This window comes from Streptomyces sp. GS7 (assembly GCF_009834125.1).
Taxonomy (GTDB): Bacteria; Actinomycetota; Actinomycetes; order Streptomycetales; family Streptomycetaceae; genus Streptomyces.
In genome coordinates, this window is sequence record NZ_CP047146.1 from 7,479,176 (window position 1) to 7,495,743 (window position 16,568).

General features: G+C 72.2%; 12 protein-coding genes. 10 read left to right on the forward strand and 2 right to left on the reverse strand.

Annotation, left to right across the window (positions count from 1 at the left end; translation table 11 throughout):
• Window positions 1-117: 117 nt before the first annotated feature.
• Window positions 118-1,521 (reverse strand): cation:dicarboxylate symporter family transporter, encoded by a 1,404-nt coding sequence (locus tag GR130_RS32390; RefSeq protein WP_159507995.1) that lies wholly within the window; start codon window positions 1,519-1,521, stop codon window positions 118-120.
• 143 nt (window positions 1,522-1,664) lie between these two features.
• Here GR130_RS32390 and GR130_RS32395 point away from each other — a divergent pair, with 143 nt between their 5' ends.
• From GR130_RS32395 to GR130_RS32430, 8 genes are all read left to right on the forward strand, one after another.
• Window positions 1,665-3,329 (forward strand): sensor histidine kinase, encoded by a 1,665-nt coding sequence (locus GR130_RS32395; RefSeq protein ID WP_159507996.1) that lies wholly within the window; start codon window positions 1,665-1,667, stop codon window positions 3,327-3,329.
• 52 nt (window positions 3,330-3,381) lie between these two features.
• Window positions 3,382-4,062 carry a response regulator gene (locus GR130_RS32400; protein WP_159507997.1) on the forward strand — a complete coding sequence of 227 codons (681 nt, stop codon included), beginning with the start codon at window positions 3,382-3,384 and terminating at the stop codon, window positions 4,060-4,062.
• 77 nt (window positions 4,063-4,139) lie between these two features.
• Window positions 4,140-5,504 (forward strand): extracellular solute-binding protein, encoded by a 1,365-nt coding sequence (locus GR130_RS32405; protein ID WP_201305061.1) that lies wholly within the window; start codon window positions 4,140-4,142, stop codon window positions 5,502-5,504.
• A complete protein-coding gene (locus GR130_RS32410) occupies window positions 5,501-6,358 on the forward strand; it encodes a carbohydrate ABC transporter permease (RefSeq protein WP_159507998.1) in 858 nt (285 codons plus the stop codon). The genes GR130_RS32405 and GR130_RS32410 overlap by 4 nt, the downstream gene beginning before the upstream one ends.
• Window positions 6,358-7,257, forward strand: coding sequence for a carbohydrate ABC transporter permease (locus GR130_RS32415; protein WP_159507999.1), 900 nt, complete (start codon window positions 6,358-6,360; stop codon window positions 7,255-7,257). Before GR130_RS32410 ends, GR130_RS32415 begins: the two co-directional genes overlap by 1 nt.
• 170 nt (window positions 7,258-7,427) lie before the next feature.
• On the forward strand, window positions 7,428-8,144 hold the full coding sequence (locus GR130_RS32420) for an XRE family transcriptional regulator (protein ID WP_159508000.1): 717 nt from the start codon (window positions 7,428-7,430) through the stop codon (window positions 8,142-8,144).
• Window positions 8,145-8,341: 197 nt separating this feature from the next.
• Window positions 8,342-9,127 carry an ABC transporter ATP-binding protein gene (locus GR130_RS32425; RefSeq protein WP_159508001.1) on the forward strand — a complete coding sequence of 262 codons (786 nt, stop codon included), beginning with the start codon at window positions 8,342-8,344 and terminating at the stop codon, window positions 9,125-9,127.
• Window positions 9,128-9,217: 90 nt separating this feature from the next.
• Window positions 9,218-11,788, forward strand: a complete 2,571-nt coding sequence (locus tag GR130_RS32430; protein ID WP_159508002.1) for an ABC transporter permease — start codon at window positions 9,218-9,220, stop codon at window positions 11,786-11,788.
• A gap of 64 nt (window positions 11,789-11,852) precedes the next feature.
• Here the strand turns inward: GR130_RS32430 and GR130_RS32435 are convergent, their stop codons facing one another.
• Window positions 11,853-12,878 (reverse strand): ATP-dependent 6-phosphofructokinase, encoded by a 1,026-nt coding sequence (locus GR130_RS32435; protein WP_159508003.1) that lies wholly within the window; start codon window positions 12,876-12,878, stop codon window positions 11,853-11,855.
• A 264-nt stretch (window positions 12,879-13,142) separates the two neighbouring features.
• On the opposite strand from GR130_RS32435, the gene pta reads away from it, so the two are divergent.
• Window positions 13,143-15,236: a phosphate acetyltransferase gene (gene pta / locus GR130_RS32440; protein ID WP_159508004.1), complete on the forward strand. Its 2,094-nt coding sequence runs from the start codon at window positions 13,143-13,145 to the stop codon at window positions 15,234-15,236.
• Window positions 15,237-15,282: 46 nt separating this feature from the next.
• Entirely contained in the window at window positions 15,283-16,512 is a 1,230-nt protein-coding gene (locus GR130_RS32445) for an acetate kinase (RefSeq protein WP_159508005.1), read from the forward strand.
• The last annotated feature ends 56 nt before the right edge of the window (window positions 16,513-16,568 follow it).

The following is a 16,568-nucleotide window of genomic DNA, read 5'->3' on the forward strand; positions in this document are numbered from 1 at the left end:
GGACAGCCGGACAGGGGGACCGCGCCGAAGGGGCGGGCGCCCCGTGGCGCCCGCCCCTTCTCCCCTCCTGCGCGTCCTGCGCGTCTCGGGCACCGCCCGGCGTTGGCCGGGGGAGCGTCAGACCGTCGCGGACGTCTTCTCCGCACCGTCCCGCGGCGCGGCGGCCTCGGGGGCGGGCGGTGTGCCGTGGGCGTCGGCGGCCAGGATCCGCTCGTCGAACGGCAGCCGGCCGGCGAGCACTTCGGCGACCCGGGCCCTGTCGACCTCCTTGGTCCAGGTGCCGATCAGGACGGTGGCCACCGCGTTGCCGGCGAAGTTGGTCATCGCGCGGGCCTCGCTCATGAAGCGGTCGATGCCGACGATCAGGCCGACGCCGTCGACGAGGTCGGGGCGGTGCGACTGGAGGCCGCCGGCCAGGGTCGCCAGGCCCGCGCCGGTGACGCCGGCCGCGCCCTTGGACGCGATGACCATGAAGACCAGGAGCGAGACCTGTTGACCGAGGGAGAGCGGCTTGCCCATCGCCTCGGCGACGAACAGCGAGGACATCGTCAGGTAGATGGCGGTGCCGTCGAGGTTGAAGCTGTAGCCGGTCGGGACGGTGATGCCGACGACCGGGCGGCTGACGCCCAGGTGCTCCATCTTCGCGATCAGCCGCGGCAGCGCCGACTCCGAGGAGGAGGTGGACAGGATCAGCAGGAACTCGCGGCCGAGGTACTTCAGGAGCGCGAAGATGTTCACCCCGGCGCAGAGCCGCAGCAGTGCGCCGAGCACCACGATCACGAAGAGCAGGCAGGTGACGTAGAAGCCGGTCATGATGGCGACCAGGGACGTCAGCGCCTTCACGCCGGTGGCGCCGACGACGGCGGCCATGGCGCCGAAGGCACCCACCGGCGCCACCCACATGATCATCGACAGCACCCGGAAGACCAGCTTCTGGAGGTGGCCGATCCCGCGCAGCACCGGCTCGCCGGCCGGGCCCAGCGCCTGGAGGCCGAAGCCGACCAGCAGCGCCACCAGCAGGGTCTGGAGCACCTCGCCCTTGGTGAGGGCGGAGACCAGGGTGGTCGGGATGATGCCGAGGAGGAAGTCGGTGGTCGACTCGTGGCCGCCGGCGGTCTGGGCCTGGCCGGCGTGCCGGAGCGCCTCGGTCAGGTGCAGGCCGGAACCGGGCTCCAGGATGTTGCCGACCACCAGGCCGATGGCCAGCGCGACGGTGGACATCGCCATGAAGTAGCCGAGGGCCAGCCCGCCCACCGCGCCGACCTTGGCCGCCTTGCGGACCGAGCCGACGCCCAGCACGATGGTGCAGAAGATGATCGGCGAGATCATCATCTTGATGAGGTTCACGAACCCCGTGCCGAGCGGCTTGAGCTGGACGGCGAAGCCGGGTGCGGCGAAGCCCACGGCGATGCCGAGCAGGACCGCCGCGATGACGGCGATGTAGAGGAAATGGGTCCGGTCCCGCTTGGCCGGCGGGGTCTCCTCGGCGGTGTCCCCGGACGGCGGGGTCTGTGCAGCCACGGCTGCCTCCTCGGGTCTGCGGTTCTGCGCCGATCTGCGGCTCCGGCGCACAACAAGTCCCGGCGACTATGCATGGCCGTGTGGCGCCCGTCACCCTTACGTACATTTCGTTCACGTAAAAGTGACCGTGCAGACTGTTATGCATGCGCCTCCCCCGTCCCCGGCGGCCCCGACGGCCCTGGCGGCTGCGCGGCCCCCGCAGCCTCGCCGGGCAGCTCTTCGCCATGCAGGTCGTGCTGGTCGCGGTGGTGGTCGCGGGCTGCGCGGTGTTCGCGTACCTCAGCGCGGGGCGGCAGGCGGAGGAGACCGCGCGCCGGCAGGCGACCGCGGCGGCCACCGCCGTGGCCGACTCCCCGGCGGTGGTGGCGGCGGCCCGGACGAAGGACCCGACGGCCGTGCTCCAGCCGTACGCCGAGCGGTTGCGCAGGGACGCCGGGGTCGACTTCGTGGTGGTGATGGCGCCGGACGGGACGCGCTGGACGCATCCGGAGCCGTCCGCGATCGGCGGGAAGTACCTGGGGCACATCGGGCCCGCGCTGCACGGCCGGATCTTCGCCGAGACGCACCTGGGCGTGCTGGGCCCGTCGGTGCGGGTCGTCGCGCCGGTCCGCGACCCGGGGCAGGGCGGCCGGATCACCGCGCTGGTCAGCTCCGGGATCACCATCGCGTCGATCAGCGAGCAGCTGCGGGACCAGGTGCTGGCGCTGGCCGGGGTGGCCGCGGCGGCGCTGGCGCTGGGCGGCGCCGGAACGTACGTGATCAACGCCCGGCTGCGCCGGCACACCCACGGGATGAACGCCGCCGAGCTGAGCCGGATGCACGACTACCACCAGGCCGCGCTGCACGCCGTCCGCGAGGGGCTGCTGATGCTCGACGGGCAGCGCAGGGTCGCGCTGATCAACGACGGCGGGCGGGAGCTGCTGGGCCTGTCGCAGGACGCGGTGGGCCGCACCGTCGACGAGCTGGGGCTGCCGGAGCCGCTGACCGAGGCGCTGCGGGCGGCCGGCCCGCGGGTCGACGAGCTGCATCTGACCGGCGAGCGGGTGCTGGTCGTCAACTCCTCCCCGGTCTCCGGCGGGGAGCACCGCGGCAGCGTCGTCACCCTCCGCGACCACACCGAACTCCAGGCGCTGTCCGGCGAGTTGGACTCCGTACGCGGCTTCGCCGAGGCGCTGCGCTCGCAGGCGCACGAGGCCGCCAACCGGCTGCACACGGTGGTCTCGCTGATCGAACTGGGGCGCGCCGAGGAGGCGGTGGAGTTCGCCACCGCCGAGCTGGAGCTGGCCCAGGCGCTGACCGACCGGGTCGTCGGCGCGGTCGCCGAACCGGTGCTGGCCGCGCTGCTGCTCGGCAAGGCCGCCCAGGCCGGCGAGCGCGGCGTCGAGCTGGTCCTCACCCCGGACAGCCGGATCGACGACGGGCTGCTGCCGCCGCGGCTGCCGGCCCGCGACCTGGTGACCGTGCTGGGCAACCTCGTCGACAACGCCATCGACGCCGCGGCCCCGCCGCAGGAGCACGGCGTGCCCCCGCAGGTGCGGGTGAGCGCGCGGGCGGACGCCGGGGAACTGCTGCTGTGCGTCGCGGACAACGGGCCCGGGGTCGCCGCGGACGCGACCGACGAGGTGTTCCGGCGCGGCTGGAGCACCAAGGAGCCCGCCGGGGGCGGCAACCGCGGCGGCTCTCGCGGACTGGGTCTCGCGCTGGTCCGGCAGGCGGTCCGGCGCAACGGCGGCACGATCGTCCTCGGCCGGGGGCCGGACGGCGGCGCCCGGTTCACCGTCCGGCTGCCGCTGCGGGTGGCACCATGAGGCGCCCTCTCCCCCGCCCCGCCGGCCGCCCGGCGGCGAAAGGACGTGCCCGGTGAGCCCTGCCGACATCCGGGTCCTGGTCGTCGAGGACGATCCGGTCGCCGCCGCCGCGCACGCCCTGTACGTGGGGCGGGTGCCGGGCTTCGCGGTGTCCGGCACCGTGCACTCGTGCGCCGACGCGCGCCGCCATCTCGACCACCACCCGGTAGACCTGCTGCTGCTCGACCTCTACCTGCCGGACGGGCACGGACTCCAGCTGGTGCGGACGCTGCGCGCGGCCGGGCACGGCGCGGACATCATCGCGGTGACCTCCGCCCGCGATCTGGCGATGGTGCGCGAGGGCGTCTCGCTGGGCGTGGTCCAGTACGTGCTCAAGCCGTTCACCTTCGCCACCCTGCGCGACCGGCTGGTCCGCTACGCCGAGTTCCGCGCGACCACCGGGGAGGCCAGCGGGCAGGACGAGGTGGACCGGGCGCTCGCCGCGCTGCGCGCCCCGCGGCCGGCCTCGCTGCCCAAGGGGCTGACCGCGGCCACCCTGCGGGCGGTGACCGATGTGCTGCGGGGCGCCGCCGAGGGGCTGACCGCGACCGAGGCCGCCGCGGACGTCGGAATCTCCCGGATCACCGCGCGCCGCTACCTGGAGCACCTGGTGGCGGGCGGCCAGGCCGTCCGCGCCCCGCAGTACGGCCAGGTCGGCCGCCCGGAGTTGCGCTATCGCTGGTCGGGGCATTGACCCGGTGTGACCGGTGGCTTACTTTCAGCAGGCAGTACGCCGTGGTGAGTTGACCGTGGTCCGTTGGAGGTCGTGCCGTGCGCTCCACCACCCCGCTGATGTTGTTCACCGCCGCCGTGCTGGCCGCTGGCACACTCACCGCCTGCGGCAGCGGGTCCGGGAGCGACCGCGACACCGTCACGGTCGCCTTCATCAAGGACACCAATAACGCGGTCCGCGTCCGGGACGACTATGTCGCCCTCGTGGCGCGGCAGTTCGAGAAGGCGAACCCCGGCAAGAAGGTCCGGCTGATCCCCATCCAGGCCGCGGAGAACGACTACTACACCAAGATCCAGCAGATGATGCGCTCCCCGAAGACCGCGCCCGACGTGGTCTACGAGGACACCTTCCTGGTCAACTCCGACATCACGGCGGGGCTGTTGCGCCCCCTGGACCCGTACCTGGCGAAGTGGGCCGCCTGGCCGCAGTTCGAGCCGTCCGCCAGGGACGCGGCGAGGGGGCAGGACGGCCGGACGTACGGCGTCCCGGACGGCACCGACACCCGCGGGCTGTGGTTCAACAAGAACGTCTTCCGCAAGGCCGGACTGCCCGCCGACTGGCACCCCCGCACCTGGGACGACGTCCTGCAGGCCGCCCGCACGATCAAGCAGCGGGTCCCCGGCGTCATCCCGCTGAACGTCTTCACCGGCAAGGGCGCGGGCGAGGCGGCCGTGATGCAGGGCTTCGAGATGCTGCTGTACGGCACCGGGCACGACCAGCTCTACGACCCCGGCGCACGGAAGTGGGTCACCGGCACCCAGGGGTTCAAGGACAGCCTCGGCTTCATCGACACCGTCTACAAGGAGAAACTGGGGCCCGACGTCTCCGACGCGCTCAGCCCCAACATCCAGACCAACGTGGCCGCCGAGCTGCTGCCCGGCCAGAAGCTCGCCATCGACCTCGACGGCTCCTGGCTGGCCCAGCAGTGGCAGAAGACGGGCGGCGGGAAGCCGTGGCCGGCCTGGTCGACGACGCTCGGCCAGGCGCCGTTCCCGACGCAGCACGGCGCCCCGCCCGGCCGGGTCAGCCTGGCCGGCGGCTGGACCTGGTCGGTACCGCGGCGCGCCCAACACCCCGATCTCGCCTGGAAGTTGATCGAAACCTTCCAGTCGCGGAGCAACGCGCTGGAGTGGTGCGTACGGGGCGCCCAGATCACCGTCCGCAAGGACGTCGCGGCCGATCCGCGGTATCTGAAGTCGGTGCCGGGCGTCGGTTTCTTCACCGGTCTGGTGCCCATCAGCCAGTACCGCCCCGCGCTGCCCGAATACCCCAGGGTCGCCGCGGCGATCGGGGAGGCGACGGAGTCCGTCACCGCCGGCGACGCCTCGCCGGACAAGGCGGCCGGGGAGTACGACGCCGCGGTGCGGTCCGTGGTCGGCGGCCGGGTCGTCGCCAAACCATGAACCGGCACCCGCTGCGCTGGTCGCCGCTGGCCCCGGCCACCGTCCTGCTGCTGCTCTTCCTGGCCGGGCCCATCGGCTACTGCGGCTACCTCGCCTTCACCGACACCCAGCTGACGGGCCAGCAGTCGGCGTCCTTCGTCGGGCTGGCCAACTTCCGGCACGCCTTCGCCGATCCGGCCTTCCGCAACGCGGTGGTGCTGACGCTGGTGTTCACGGTCGTCTCCTCGCTCCTCGGCCAGAACACGCTCGGGCTGGCGCTGGCCGGGCTGATGCGGCGCGCCTCGCGGCCGGTGCGGACGCTGACCGGCGCGGTGGTGATCACCGCCTGGGTGCTCCCGGAGATCGTCGCGGGCTTCCTCCTCTACACCTTCTTCGAGCGGCGCGGCACCCTCAACGCCCTCCTGGCCTGGCTCCATCTCCCCACCCAGGACTGGCTGTTCACCCTGCCCATCCTGGCGGTGTCGTTCGCCAACGTCTGGCGCGGCACGGCCTTCTCGATGCTGGTCTACTCCGCGGCGCTCTCCGAGATCCCCCAGGAGGTCGCCGAGTCGGCGGCGGTGGACGGCGCGGGCGGGCTGCGCCGGCTGTGGCACATCACGCTCCCGATGATCCGCCGCTCCATCGGCACCAACCTGATGCTCAACACCCTCCAGACGCTCTCCGTCTTCGGGCTGATCTGGGCGATCACCCGCGGCGGCCCCGGCAACCGCAGCCAGACACTGCCGGTGTTCATGTACGACCAGGCGTTCCTGAAGTCCCTGATCGGGTACGGCACGGCGGTGGCGCTGCTGCTGCTCGTGGTGGGCGCGCTGTTCTCGGCGGTGTATCTGCGGCTGCTGCGGGAGGACACCTGATGCGGCCGGTGCGTACGGGACCGCGAGGGCCGGCGGTGGCCGTGCGGCGGCGCACGGTCCGCGGGCGGCCGGTGCTCCGGCGCGCCACCCGGCACCGGCTCGCCGCCGACGTCGCGCTGCTGGTCGCCGCGGTGGCGTTCGCGATCCCGCTGGCCTGGCTGGTGCTGGCGTCGCTGGACCCGCACGCGACGCTCCGGGTGGGGCTCCCCGCCCCGCCCACCCTGGACAACTTCTCGGCGGTGCTGACCGACGAGATCACCTTCACCCCGATGCTCAACAGCCTGCTGATCTGCGGCGGCGCGACCCTGCTCACGGTGGTCTGCGCGGCGCTCGCCGGCTACCCGCTGTCCCGCTACCGGTCCCGCTTCAGCCGCCCGTACCTGCTCACCGTCCTGTTCGCGACCTGCCTGCCGATCACCGCGGTGATGGTCCCGGTCTACGGGCTGTTCGTGCGGGTCGACCTGATCGACACCCGGTACGGCACCGCGCTGTTCATGGCCGCGGCGCAACTCCCGTTCGCCATCTGGCTGATGAAGAACTTCATGGACGGGGTGCCGAAGGCGCTGGAGGAGGCCGCCTGGACGGACGGCGCGTCCTGGTGGCAGACCCTGCGGCGGATCATCCTGCCGCTCATGGGGCCCGGCTGCGGTGTCGTCGCGATCTACACCTTCATCATGATGTGGGGGAACTTCTTCGTCCCGTTCATGCTGCTGCTCTCGCCCGACCGGCTTCCGGCGTCTGTCAGCATTTTCACTTTCTTCGGGAATTACGGCGCCGTCGCCTTCGGTGAACTCGCCGCATTCTCGATCCTGTACTCGACACCGGTGATCCTTCTGTACATCCTTGTCTCCAGGCGGCTGGGCGGCGGCTTCGCGCTCGGCGGCGCGGTGAAGGGCTGACCGGCCGGGACCGGAACGGGAGCCGGGAGCGCCGGCGCACCGGCCCGGCGGCCCGTTGGCCGGAAAGCAGCGAAATACGGCCGGGGACGGCCTGTCGCCACGTACCTTCCTCCAACCCGGAAACTTGGATATCCGCACGATAGGTGCGAAGCCGTACCGTCACTTACCGTGTGCCGGTGAACACGCACGCCGGGGACGCGCACAGGCCCCCTTTCAACGCCGCCGCCGCCCGCCGGCTGCGCGAGGCCCTCGGCATGACCCATGCGCATGTCGCCTATGGAATCTGGGCCGCTTACGGAATTCAGCTGCAACCGGTGACGGTGGCTTCCTGGGAATTGGGCGAGAGCGCCCCCACGGAAGCCGAGCTGACCGCGCTCGCGGGCGCTTTGTGGTGCGCCCCCGCCGAACTCCTCAGTGCGCCCGGAACCCTGCGCGAATACCGCCTCGCGCTCGGCCTCGCCCCGGCCGACCTGGCCCTGCGGATCGGCATGGACCAGACCGCGTACGAGCGCCTGGAAGGCGGCGGGCCCTGGCGCGGCACCGAGCGCCAGGCCGCCGCCCTCACCGAGGTGCTGCACCTGCCGCTGTCCGCGCTGCTCCGCTGCACCGGTCAGGAGGCGAAGCTCGCCGAGCTGCTGACGAGCGCCGCCACCACCCGCTGGCAGGGCTACGTCCGTCCGGTCGGCAAGCTCGCACCGCTGCCCAAGGAACTGCTCCAGGACGTCCTGGAGCAGCTGCACGACGAATACCACGCGACCATGGCGGCCTCGCTGAGCTGGACCGGCGGGGAGGCCCCCGACGAGTCCGGCCGGGCCGGGCGCGACTTCCTCGGCGGCATCGTGGCGGAGTTCTGGCGCCGGGCCGGTGAGGCGGAGCCACCGGGGTGACCGGCCGCGGCAGGTCCCGACCCTGACGTGTCCCCGTCGGTCTGCGGGCGGAGCCCCGTCCGTCCAGAGGATGACGCCGGGGGCCGGCGTGGCACCTGCGGCCGGTACGGCATTCGGTCCCTGCGGGCGAAGACCGGGCTGACCTGCGGGATCGAGGATGGGGGTATCGCCCTTTCCACGCCCCTTCAGGAGTTCCGGTGCCGCACGCCGCCGTCCCCCGTCCCACCGTCCCCGCCCGCGCCACCGCCGTCGCCGCCCGCGCCACCGACCTGAGCAAGGTCTACGGCCAGGGTGAGACCCGGGTGGTCGCGCTGGACTCCGTGAACGTGGAGTTCGGCCGGGCCCGGTTCACCGCCATCATGGGCCCGTCGGGCTCCGGCAAGTCAACCCTCATGCACTGCATGGCCGGGCTGGACTCGATCTCCGCCGGCTCCGCCCGGATCGGGGACGTCGAGCTGGCGTCGCTGGGCGACAAGCAGCTGACCCGGCTGCGCCGGGACAAGATCGGCTTCATCTTCCAGGCGTTCAACCTGCTGCCGACGCTGACCGCACTGGAGAACATCACGCTCCCGATGGCCATCGCCGGCCGCCGCCCCGACCAGGAGTGGATATCCCGGGTCGTGGAGACCGTCGGCCTCTCCGGGCGGCTCGGCCACCGGCCCGCGCAGCTCTCCGGCGGCCAGCAGCAGCGGGTCGCGGTGGCCCGCGCACTGGCCGCCCAGCCCGAGATCATCTTCGCGGACGAGCCGACCGGCAACCTCGACTCCCGGTCCGGCGCCGAAGTCCTGGGCTTCCTGCGGGAGTCGGTGCGCGCGATGGACCAGACCGTGGTGATGGTGACCCACGATCCGGTAGCCGCCGGGTACGCGGACCGGGTGGTCTTCCTCGCGGACGGCCGGATCGTCGAGGAGCTGCACGAGCCGACCGCGGACGCCGTCCTGGACCGGATGCGGATGTTCGACGCCAAGGGCCGGACGAGCTAGGGCCCGCCCTCGCCACAGGCCGTACGGCCGCCGGCGCACCGCCCGGCCGCATCCCCGCCACCCCCCGGACCCAGGACTGACACCACCACCATGCTGCGAACCGCCCTGCGCAACGTCCTTGCGCACAAAGCCCGTCTGCTGATGACCGCGCTCGCGGTCCTGCTCGGCGTCGCCTTCGTCGCCGGCACCCTGATCTTCAGCGACTCCGTCGGCGAGGCCGTCAAGAACGCCTCCGCCAAGAACCTCAAGGACGTGGCCGTCTCCGTGAAGGCCACCTCGGACCCCGACGCCGGCCCCGGGCCCGGAAAGGACGGCAAGCGCACCACCGCCCTCGACACCCGGCTCGCCGACCGGATCCGCGCACTGCCGGGGGTGGCGTCCGTACGGTCCGACGTCACCGGCGAGGCGACCCTGGCCGGCCGCGACGACCAGCCGATCGGCAACGGCTGGCAGAACCGCGCCGTCAACTACCAGCCGGGCGCGGACGGCAAGGACAGCCGCTATCCGCTCGTCCGGGGCCGCGGCCCGGCGAACGGGAACGAGATCGCACTGGCCGAGTCCACCGCGAAGTCGGCCGGTGTCGGCATCGGCGACACCGTGCGGTTCGCCACCGACGGCCCGGTGCTGACGAAGAAGCTGGTCGGCATCGTGGCGACCGACGACCCGGCGGTGACCGCGGGCGGCAGCCTGGCGCTGTTCGACACCGCCACCGCGCAGCGGCTGTACCTGCACCCCGGCCAGTTCGACGAGCTGGTGGTCGCCGCCGCCCCCGGCACCGACCAGCAGAAGCTGACCGACGAGGTCAGCCAACTGCTGCCCGCCAAGCGCGCCCAGGCGACCTCCGGAAAGCAACTCGCCGCCGAGCAGGCCCGGATGATCGCCGAGCAGAACAGCGCGCTCAGCAAGACGCTGCTGACCTTCGCCGGGATCGCCCTGTTCGTCGGGGTGTTCATCATCGCCAACACCTTCACCATGCTCATCTCCCAGCGCAGCCGCGAGATCGCGCTGCTGCGCGCGGTGGGCGCCTCACGCCGCCAGGTCGTGCGCTCGGTGCTCGCCGAGGCGGGTCTGCTGGGGCTGATCTCCTCCGTCGTCGGCTTCGCGCTGGGGACCGGGATCGCGGTGGGACTGCGCGCCGTCCTGGACGCCAACGGCGCGGGCTTCCCGGACGGGCCGGTGGTCATCAGCCCCACCACGGTGCTCGCTTCCCTGGCCGTCGGTGTGCTGGTGACCGTCCTGGCCGCCTGGCTGCCGTCCCGCAAGGCGGCGCGGATCGCCCCGGTGGAGGCGCTGAGCAGCGTCGAGGCCCCGCCGACGCAGCGCGGTCTGGTCCTGCGCAACACCCTCGGCGCGGTGATCACCGCACTGGGCGTAGCCGTCATGTTCTACGTCTCCACCCTCAAGACCGGTGACGGCCTCCCGGTCGCCATGCTCGGCTCCATGCTGACCCTGACCGGCGTGATCGTCCTCGCCCCGCTGCTGTCCCGTCCGCTGATATCCCTCGCCGGCCCGGTCACCACCCGCCTCTTCGGCATCGGCGGCAGGCTCGCCAAGGAGAACGCGCTGCGCAATCCGCGCCGTACGGCGGCGACCGCGTCCGCCCTGATGATCGGCCTCACCCTGATCACCGGCATGACGGTCGTGGGGCACTCCGCGCAGGTGGCCATGGACAAGATGGCGGCCAAGGAGCTGACCGCCGACTACCAGATCGAGACCTCGACGCTCGTCGGCCTGGACCCCGAACTGTCGAAGAAGGTGGCGAAGCTCCCGGGCGTCGAGGCGGTGGCCCCGCTGCGCGGCGTGGGCTTCAGCACCCGGGCTGACGGCCAGGGCGGCTTCGGCTACCTCCGCGGCACCGACCTCGCCCAGATCGACAAGGTCACCCGCATCACCTTCGTCCAGGGCTCGTTGGACACGGTCCGGGCCGGCGGGATCGCCGTATCCGAGAAGGGCGCCGAGGAGCACGGCTGGCACGCCGGCGACATGGTGAGCGCGAACTTCTTCGACAAGAAGAAGCCGGCGAAACTGAAGATCGCCGCCGTCTACAAGGACAACGAGGTACTGGGCGAGTCCTTCGCCGACATGTCGCTGGTCGACCCGCATCTGCCCCGGGCCAAGAACGACCGGCTGCTGGTGAAGGCGTCCGGCGGCGGCTCCCCGGCGCTGGCCAAGGACATCCGGCACACGCTCGGCGACAGCCCGCTGCTGAAGGTCCAGACCCGCGACGATCTGCGCAAGAAGGCCGCCGGGGCGATCGACACCATCGTGAACATGGTCTACGGGCTGCTCGGCATGGCCGTGATCATCGCGGTGGTCGGCGTGGTCAACACCCTTGCCATGTCGGTCTTCGAGCGGTCCCGCGAGATCGGCATGCTGCGCGCCATCGGCCTGGCCCGCAGCGGCATCAAGCAGATGGTCCGGCTGGAGTCGGTGGTCATCTCGCTGTTCGGCGCGGTGCTCGGCATGGGCGTGGGCGTCTTCCTGGCGTGGGCCGGCGGCAGCCTGGTCAGCTCGTCGTTCCCCGCGTACGCGCTGGTGCTCCCCTGGGGCCGGCTCGGGCTGTTCCTGCTGATCGCCCTGGTCGTCGGCGTCCTGGCCGCGCTCTGGCCGGCCCGCCGGGCCGCCCGGCTGAACATGCTGGAGGCCATCGGCGCCCAGTGAGGTCCCGGAAAGCACGCAGGCGGCGCACCCAACGGCGCGCCGCCTGCGGCGTGTTGAGGGGACGTCAGAAGACCGACTCCGCCTCGTCCATGCGGCTCGCCGGGACCCGCTTGAGCTCGGTGACCGCCTCGGCCAGCGGGACCATCGTGACGTCGGTGCCGCGCAGCGCGGTCATCCGGCCGAACTCGCCGCGGTGCGCGGCCTCGACGGCGTGCCAGCCGAAGCGGGTGGCCAGCACCCGGTCGTAGGCGGTCGGGGTGCCGCCGCGCTGGACGTGGCCGAGGATGACCGGGCGGGCCTCCTTGCCGAGGCGCTTCTCCAGTTCATGGGCGAGCGCGGTGCCGATGCCGGAGAACCGCTCGTGGCCGAACTGGTCGATGGCGCCCTTCTTGTAGTCCATGGTGCCGGCGAGCGGGTGGGCGCCCTCGGCGACGCAGACCACGGCGAACTTCTTGCCGCGGTCGAACCGCTCCTCGACCATCTTGACCAGGTCGTTGACGTCGAACTCGCGCTCCGGCAGGCAGATGCCGTGGGCGCCGCCGGCCATCCCGGACTCCAGCGCGATCCAGCCGGCGTGCCGTCCCATGACCTCGACGACCATGACCCGCTGGTGCGACTCGGCGGTGGTCTTGAGGCGGTCGATCGCCTCGGTCGCGACGCCGACGGCGGTGTCGAAGCCGAATGTCCGGTCGGTGGAGGAGATGTCGTTGTCGATGGTCTTGGGGACGCCGACGACCGGCATCCCGGCGTCGGAGAGCATCCGCGCCGCGGTCAGCGTGCCCTCGCCGCCGATCGGGATCAGCACGTCTATGCCGTACTCCCGCGAGAAGTCCTTGGCGCTCTCGCACGCCTCGCGCAGCCGGGCGCGCTCCAGCCGGGCGGAGCCGAGGATGGTGCCGCCGCGGGCCAGGATGCCGCTGACCGCGTCGAGGTCGAGCTTGCGGAAGCGGCCGTCGAGCAGGCCCTTGAAGCCGTCCTCGAAGCCGATGACCTCGTCGCCGTGGCCGGTGAGCGCGCGGTGGACGACAGACCGGATCACAGCATTCAGGCCAGGGCAGTCGCCGCCCGCGGTGAGGACTCCGATACGCATCGTGCTGTGTCTCCTGTGCTCGCTGTTGGTTCGTGTGAGCCGGTCCGATTGTTTCACGGGCCGGCCGGCCCGTGCCTCACACAGGGACCACCCCCACTGTCCCCGCCCCGAGCGCACCGGGGAAACTGGGAGAGCGGCCTAGCCACACGCGCAGGTATTGTCAAGAGGGGCAAGCCCACAATAACGGGTAATTTTGACCTTGCGAGCAGGGAAAACTCGTGAGCACGCACGCTCGCGGGCATCGAAGAGGGACGGAGAGCACACGTGACGCGCAGCGTGTACGTGACCGGTATCGAGCGCGGCGACGGCCGCCAGGTCGTCGAACTGGGAGTCATGGAGCTCCTGACCCGCCACGTCGACCGGGTGGGGGTCTTCCGCCCGCTCGTCCACGACGGACCCGACCGGCTCTTCGAACTGCTCCGGGCCCGCTACCGGCTCACCCAGCCCGCCGAGTCCGTCTACGGCATCAGCTACGAGGAGGCGGCCACCCTCCAGGCCGAGCGCGGCACCGACGAGCTGGTCTCCCGGCTCGTCGACCGCTTCCACCAGGTCGCCAGGGAGTACGAGTACGTCCTGGTCCTCGGCTCGGACTACGCCGCCACCAGCCTGCCGGCCGAGCTGAACCTCAACGCCCGGCTCGCCAACGAGTTCGGCGCCGCGGTGATACCCGTCGTGGGCGGCCAGGGCCAGGAGGCCGAGGCCGTCCGCGCCGAGGCCCGCAACGCCTACCGCGCCTACACCTCGCTGGGCTGCGACGTCGTCGCCATGGTCGTCAACCGCGTCACCCCCGAGCTGCGCGAGGCCGTCGTGGAGCGGCTCGCGGCCCGGCTGCCGGTGCCCTGCTACGCGCTCCCCGAGGAGGGCTCGCTCTCCGCGCCGACCGTGAACCAGATCGTGCACGCCCTGGGCGCCGAGGTGCTGCTCGGCGACGACTCCGGGCTCGCCCGGGACGCGCGGGACTTCGTCTTCGGCGGCGCCATGCTGCCGACCTTCCTCAAGGCCCTGACCCCCGGCTGCATGGTGATCACCCCCGGGGACCGGGCCGACCTGGTCATCGGCTCGCTCGCCGCGCACAGCGCCGGGGCCCCGCCGATCGCCGGAGTGGTGCTCACCCTCGACGAGCGGCCCGGCCCCGACATCATGGCGCTGGCCGCCCGGCTGGCACCCGGCACCCCGGTCATCTCCGTACCGGCCGGCTCGTTCCCGACCGCCGCCGAGCTGTTCGCCATCGAGGGCAAGCTGAACGCCGCCTCGCCGCGCAAGGCGGAGACCGCGCTCGGGCTCTTCGAGCGGCACGTCGACACCGCGGAGCTGACGAACCGCATCTCCGTCGCCCGCTCCGGCCGGGTCACCCCGATGATGTTCGAGCACGAGCTGATCGAGCGCTCCCGCGCCGGCCGCCGCCGGGTCGTCCTCCCCGAGGGCACCGAGGAGCGGGTGCTGCGCGCCGCCGACGTGCTGCTGCGCCGCGACGTCTGCGACCTGACGCTGCTGGGCGAGGCGGAGGCGATCCGCAAGCGCGCCGCCGACCTGGCCATCGACCTCGCGGACGCGCAGATCATCGACCCGCACACCTCCGAGCTGCGCGAGCGGTTCGCCGAGCTGTACGCCCAGCTGCGCGCCCACAAGGGCGTCAGCTACGAGCTGGCCTACGACGTCGTCGCCGATGTCTCGTACTTCGGCACGCTGATGGTCCAGGAGGGGCTGGCCGACGGCATGGTGTCCGGTGCCGTGCACTCCACCGCCGCCACCATCCGCCCCGCCTTCGAGATCATCAAGACCCGGCCGGGCGCCCGGATCGTCTCGTCGGTCTTCTTCATGTGCCTGGCCGACCGGGTGCTGGTCTACGGCGACTGCGCGGTCAACCCCGACCCCGACGCCGAGCAGCTGGCCGACATCGCCATCCAGTCCGCCACCACCGCCGCCCGGTTCGGCGTGGAGCCGCGGATCGCGATGCTGTCGTACTCCACCGGCACCTCCGGGTCCGGTGCGGACGTCGACAAGGTCCGCAAGGCCACCGAGATCGTCCGCGCGCTGCGGCCCGATCTGCTGGTCGAGGGGCCGATCCAGTACGACGCGGCGGTGGACGCGGCGGTCGCACGGACCAAGCTGCCGGACTCCGACGTGGCGGGCAAGGCCACCGTGCTGATCTTCCCGGACCTCAACACCGGCAACAACACCTACAAGGCCGTCCAGCGCTCGGCGGGCGCGGTGGCGGTCGGCCCGGTCCTCCAGGGCCTGCGCAAGCCGGTCAACGACCTCTCGCGCGGCGCCCTCGTCCAGGACATCGTCAACACCGTCGCCATCACCGCCATCCAGGCCCAGGGCGCCCAGCCCGGCGCCGGACACACCGCCTGACACCACCTGCCACCGCCTGACCGCCTCCCCACCGGAAAGCCGCTCCATGACTGCCACCGCCACCCGCGTCCTCGTCCTCAACTCCGGCTCCTCGTCGGTGAAGTACCAGCTGCTCGACATGCGCACGGCGCCGGACAGCGGCGCCCCCGCGGGCGCCCGGCTCGCCACCGGCCTGGTCGAGCGGATCGGCGAGGAGACCTCGCGCCTGGTGCACACCCCCGCCGGCGGCGACCGGCGCGAGACCGAGGGTGCGATACCCGACCACGAGGCCGCGCTGAAGGCCGTCGCCGCGGAGCTGGCCGCCGACGGGCTCGGGCTGGACTCCCCGGAGCTGGCCGCGATCGGGCACCGGGTGGTGCACGGCGGACTGAAGTTCAGCGCGCCGACGGTCGTCGACGACGCGGTGCTCAAGGAGATCGAGCGGCTGGTGCCGGTCGCCCCGCTGCACAACCCGGCGAACATCACCGGCATCCGCACCGCGCAGGCGCTGCGCCCCGACCTCCCGCAGGTCGCGGTCTTCGACACCGCCTTCCACACCACGATGCCGGAGTACGCGGCCCGCTACGCCATCGACGTGGCGACCGCCGACGCGCACCGCATCCGCCGCTACGGCTTCCACGGCACCTCGCACGCCTACGTCTCCCGCAGAACCGCGCAGCTGCTCGGCAAGGCGCCCGAGGACGTCAACGTGATCGTGCTGCACCTGGGCAACGGCGCCTCCGCGTCCGCCGTGCGGGGCGGCCGGTGCGTCGACACGTCCATGGGCCTGACCCCGCTGGAGGGCCTGGTCATGGGCACCCGCTCCGGCGACATCGACCCGGCGGTCACCTTCCACCTCAAGCGGGTGGCCGGGATGTCGGCGGACGAGATCGACGAGCTGCTCAACAAGAAGAGCGGGCTGCTCGGGCTGTGCGGCGACAACGACATGCGGGAGATCCGCCGCCGGATCGACGAAGGCGACCAGCGCGCCGCGCTCGCCTTCGACATCTACATCCACCGGCTGAAGAAGTACATCGGCGCCTACACCGCGGTCCTCGGCAAGGTCGACGCGGTGGCCTTCACCGCGGGCGTCGGCGAGAACGCCGCCCCGGTGCGGGCCGCCGCCGTCGCCGGCCTGGAGGAGCTGGGCATGGCGGTGGACGCCTCGCTCAACGCCGTACGGTCCGACGAGGCCCGGCTGATCTCGCCCGAGTACGCCCGGGTCGCGGTCGCCGTGGTGCCCACCGACGAGGAACTGGAGATCGCCCAGCAGACATACGCCCTGGTCAACGCGTAGCACTCGGCGTTTCCGCCTACCGAAATATTCCGCTGCTAAACAAACGGATAGGATTC

What these genes read in the sequence shown, in the direction of transcription:
- GR130_RS32395 (WP_159507996.1), top strand. Translation starts at nt 1,665, where the DNA reads ATGCGCCTCCCCCGTCCCCGGCGGCCCCGACGGCCCTGGCGGCTGCGC.
- GR130_RS32410 (WP_159507998.1), top strand. Translation starts at nt 5,501, where the DNA reads ATGAACCGGCACCCGCTGCGCTGGTCGCCGCTGGCCCCGGCCACCGTC.
- GR130_RS32415 (WP_159507999.1), top strand. Translation starts at nt 6,358, where the DNA reads ATGCGGCCGGTGCGTACGGGACCGCGAGGGCCGGCGGTGGCCGTGCGG.
- GR130_RS32430 (WP_159508002.1), top strand. Translation starts at nt 9,218, where the DNA reads ATGCTGCGAACCGCCCTGCGCAACGTCCTTGCGCACAAAGCCCGTCTG.
- GR130_RS32435 (WP_159508003.1), bottom strand. Translation starts at nt 12,878, where the DNA reads ATGCGTATCGGAGTCCTCACCGCGGGCGGCGACTGCCCTGGCCTGAAT.
- GR130_RS32445 (WP_159508005.1), top strand. Translation starts at nt 15,283, where the DNA reads ATGACTGCCACCGCCACCCGCGTCCTCGTCCTCAACTCCGGCTCCTCG.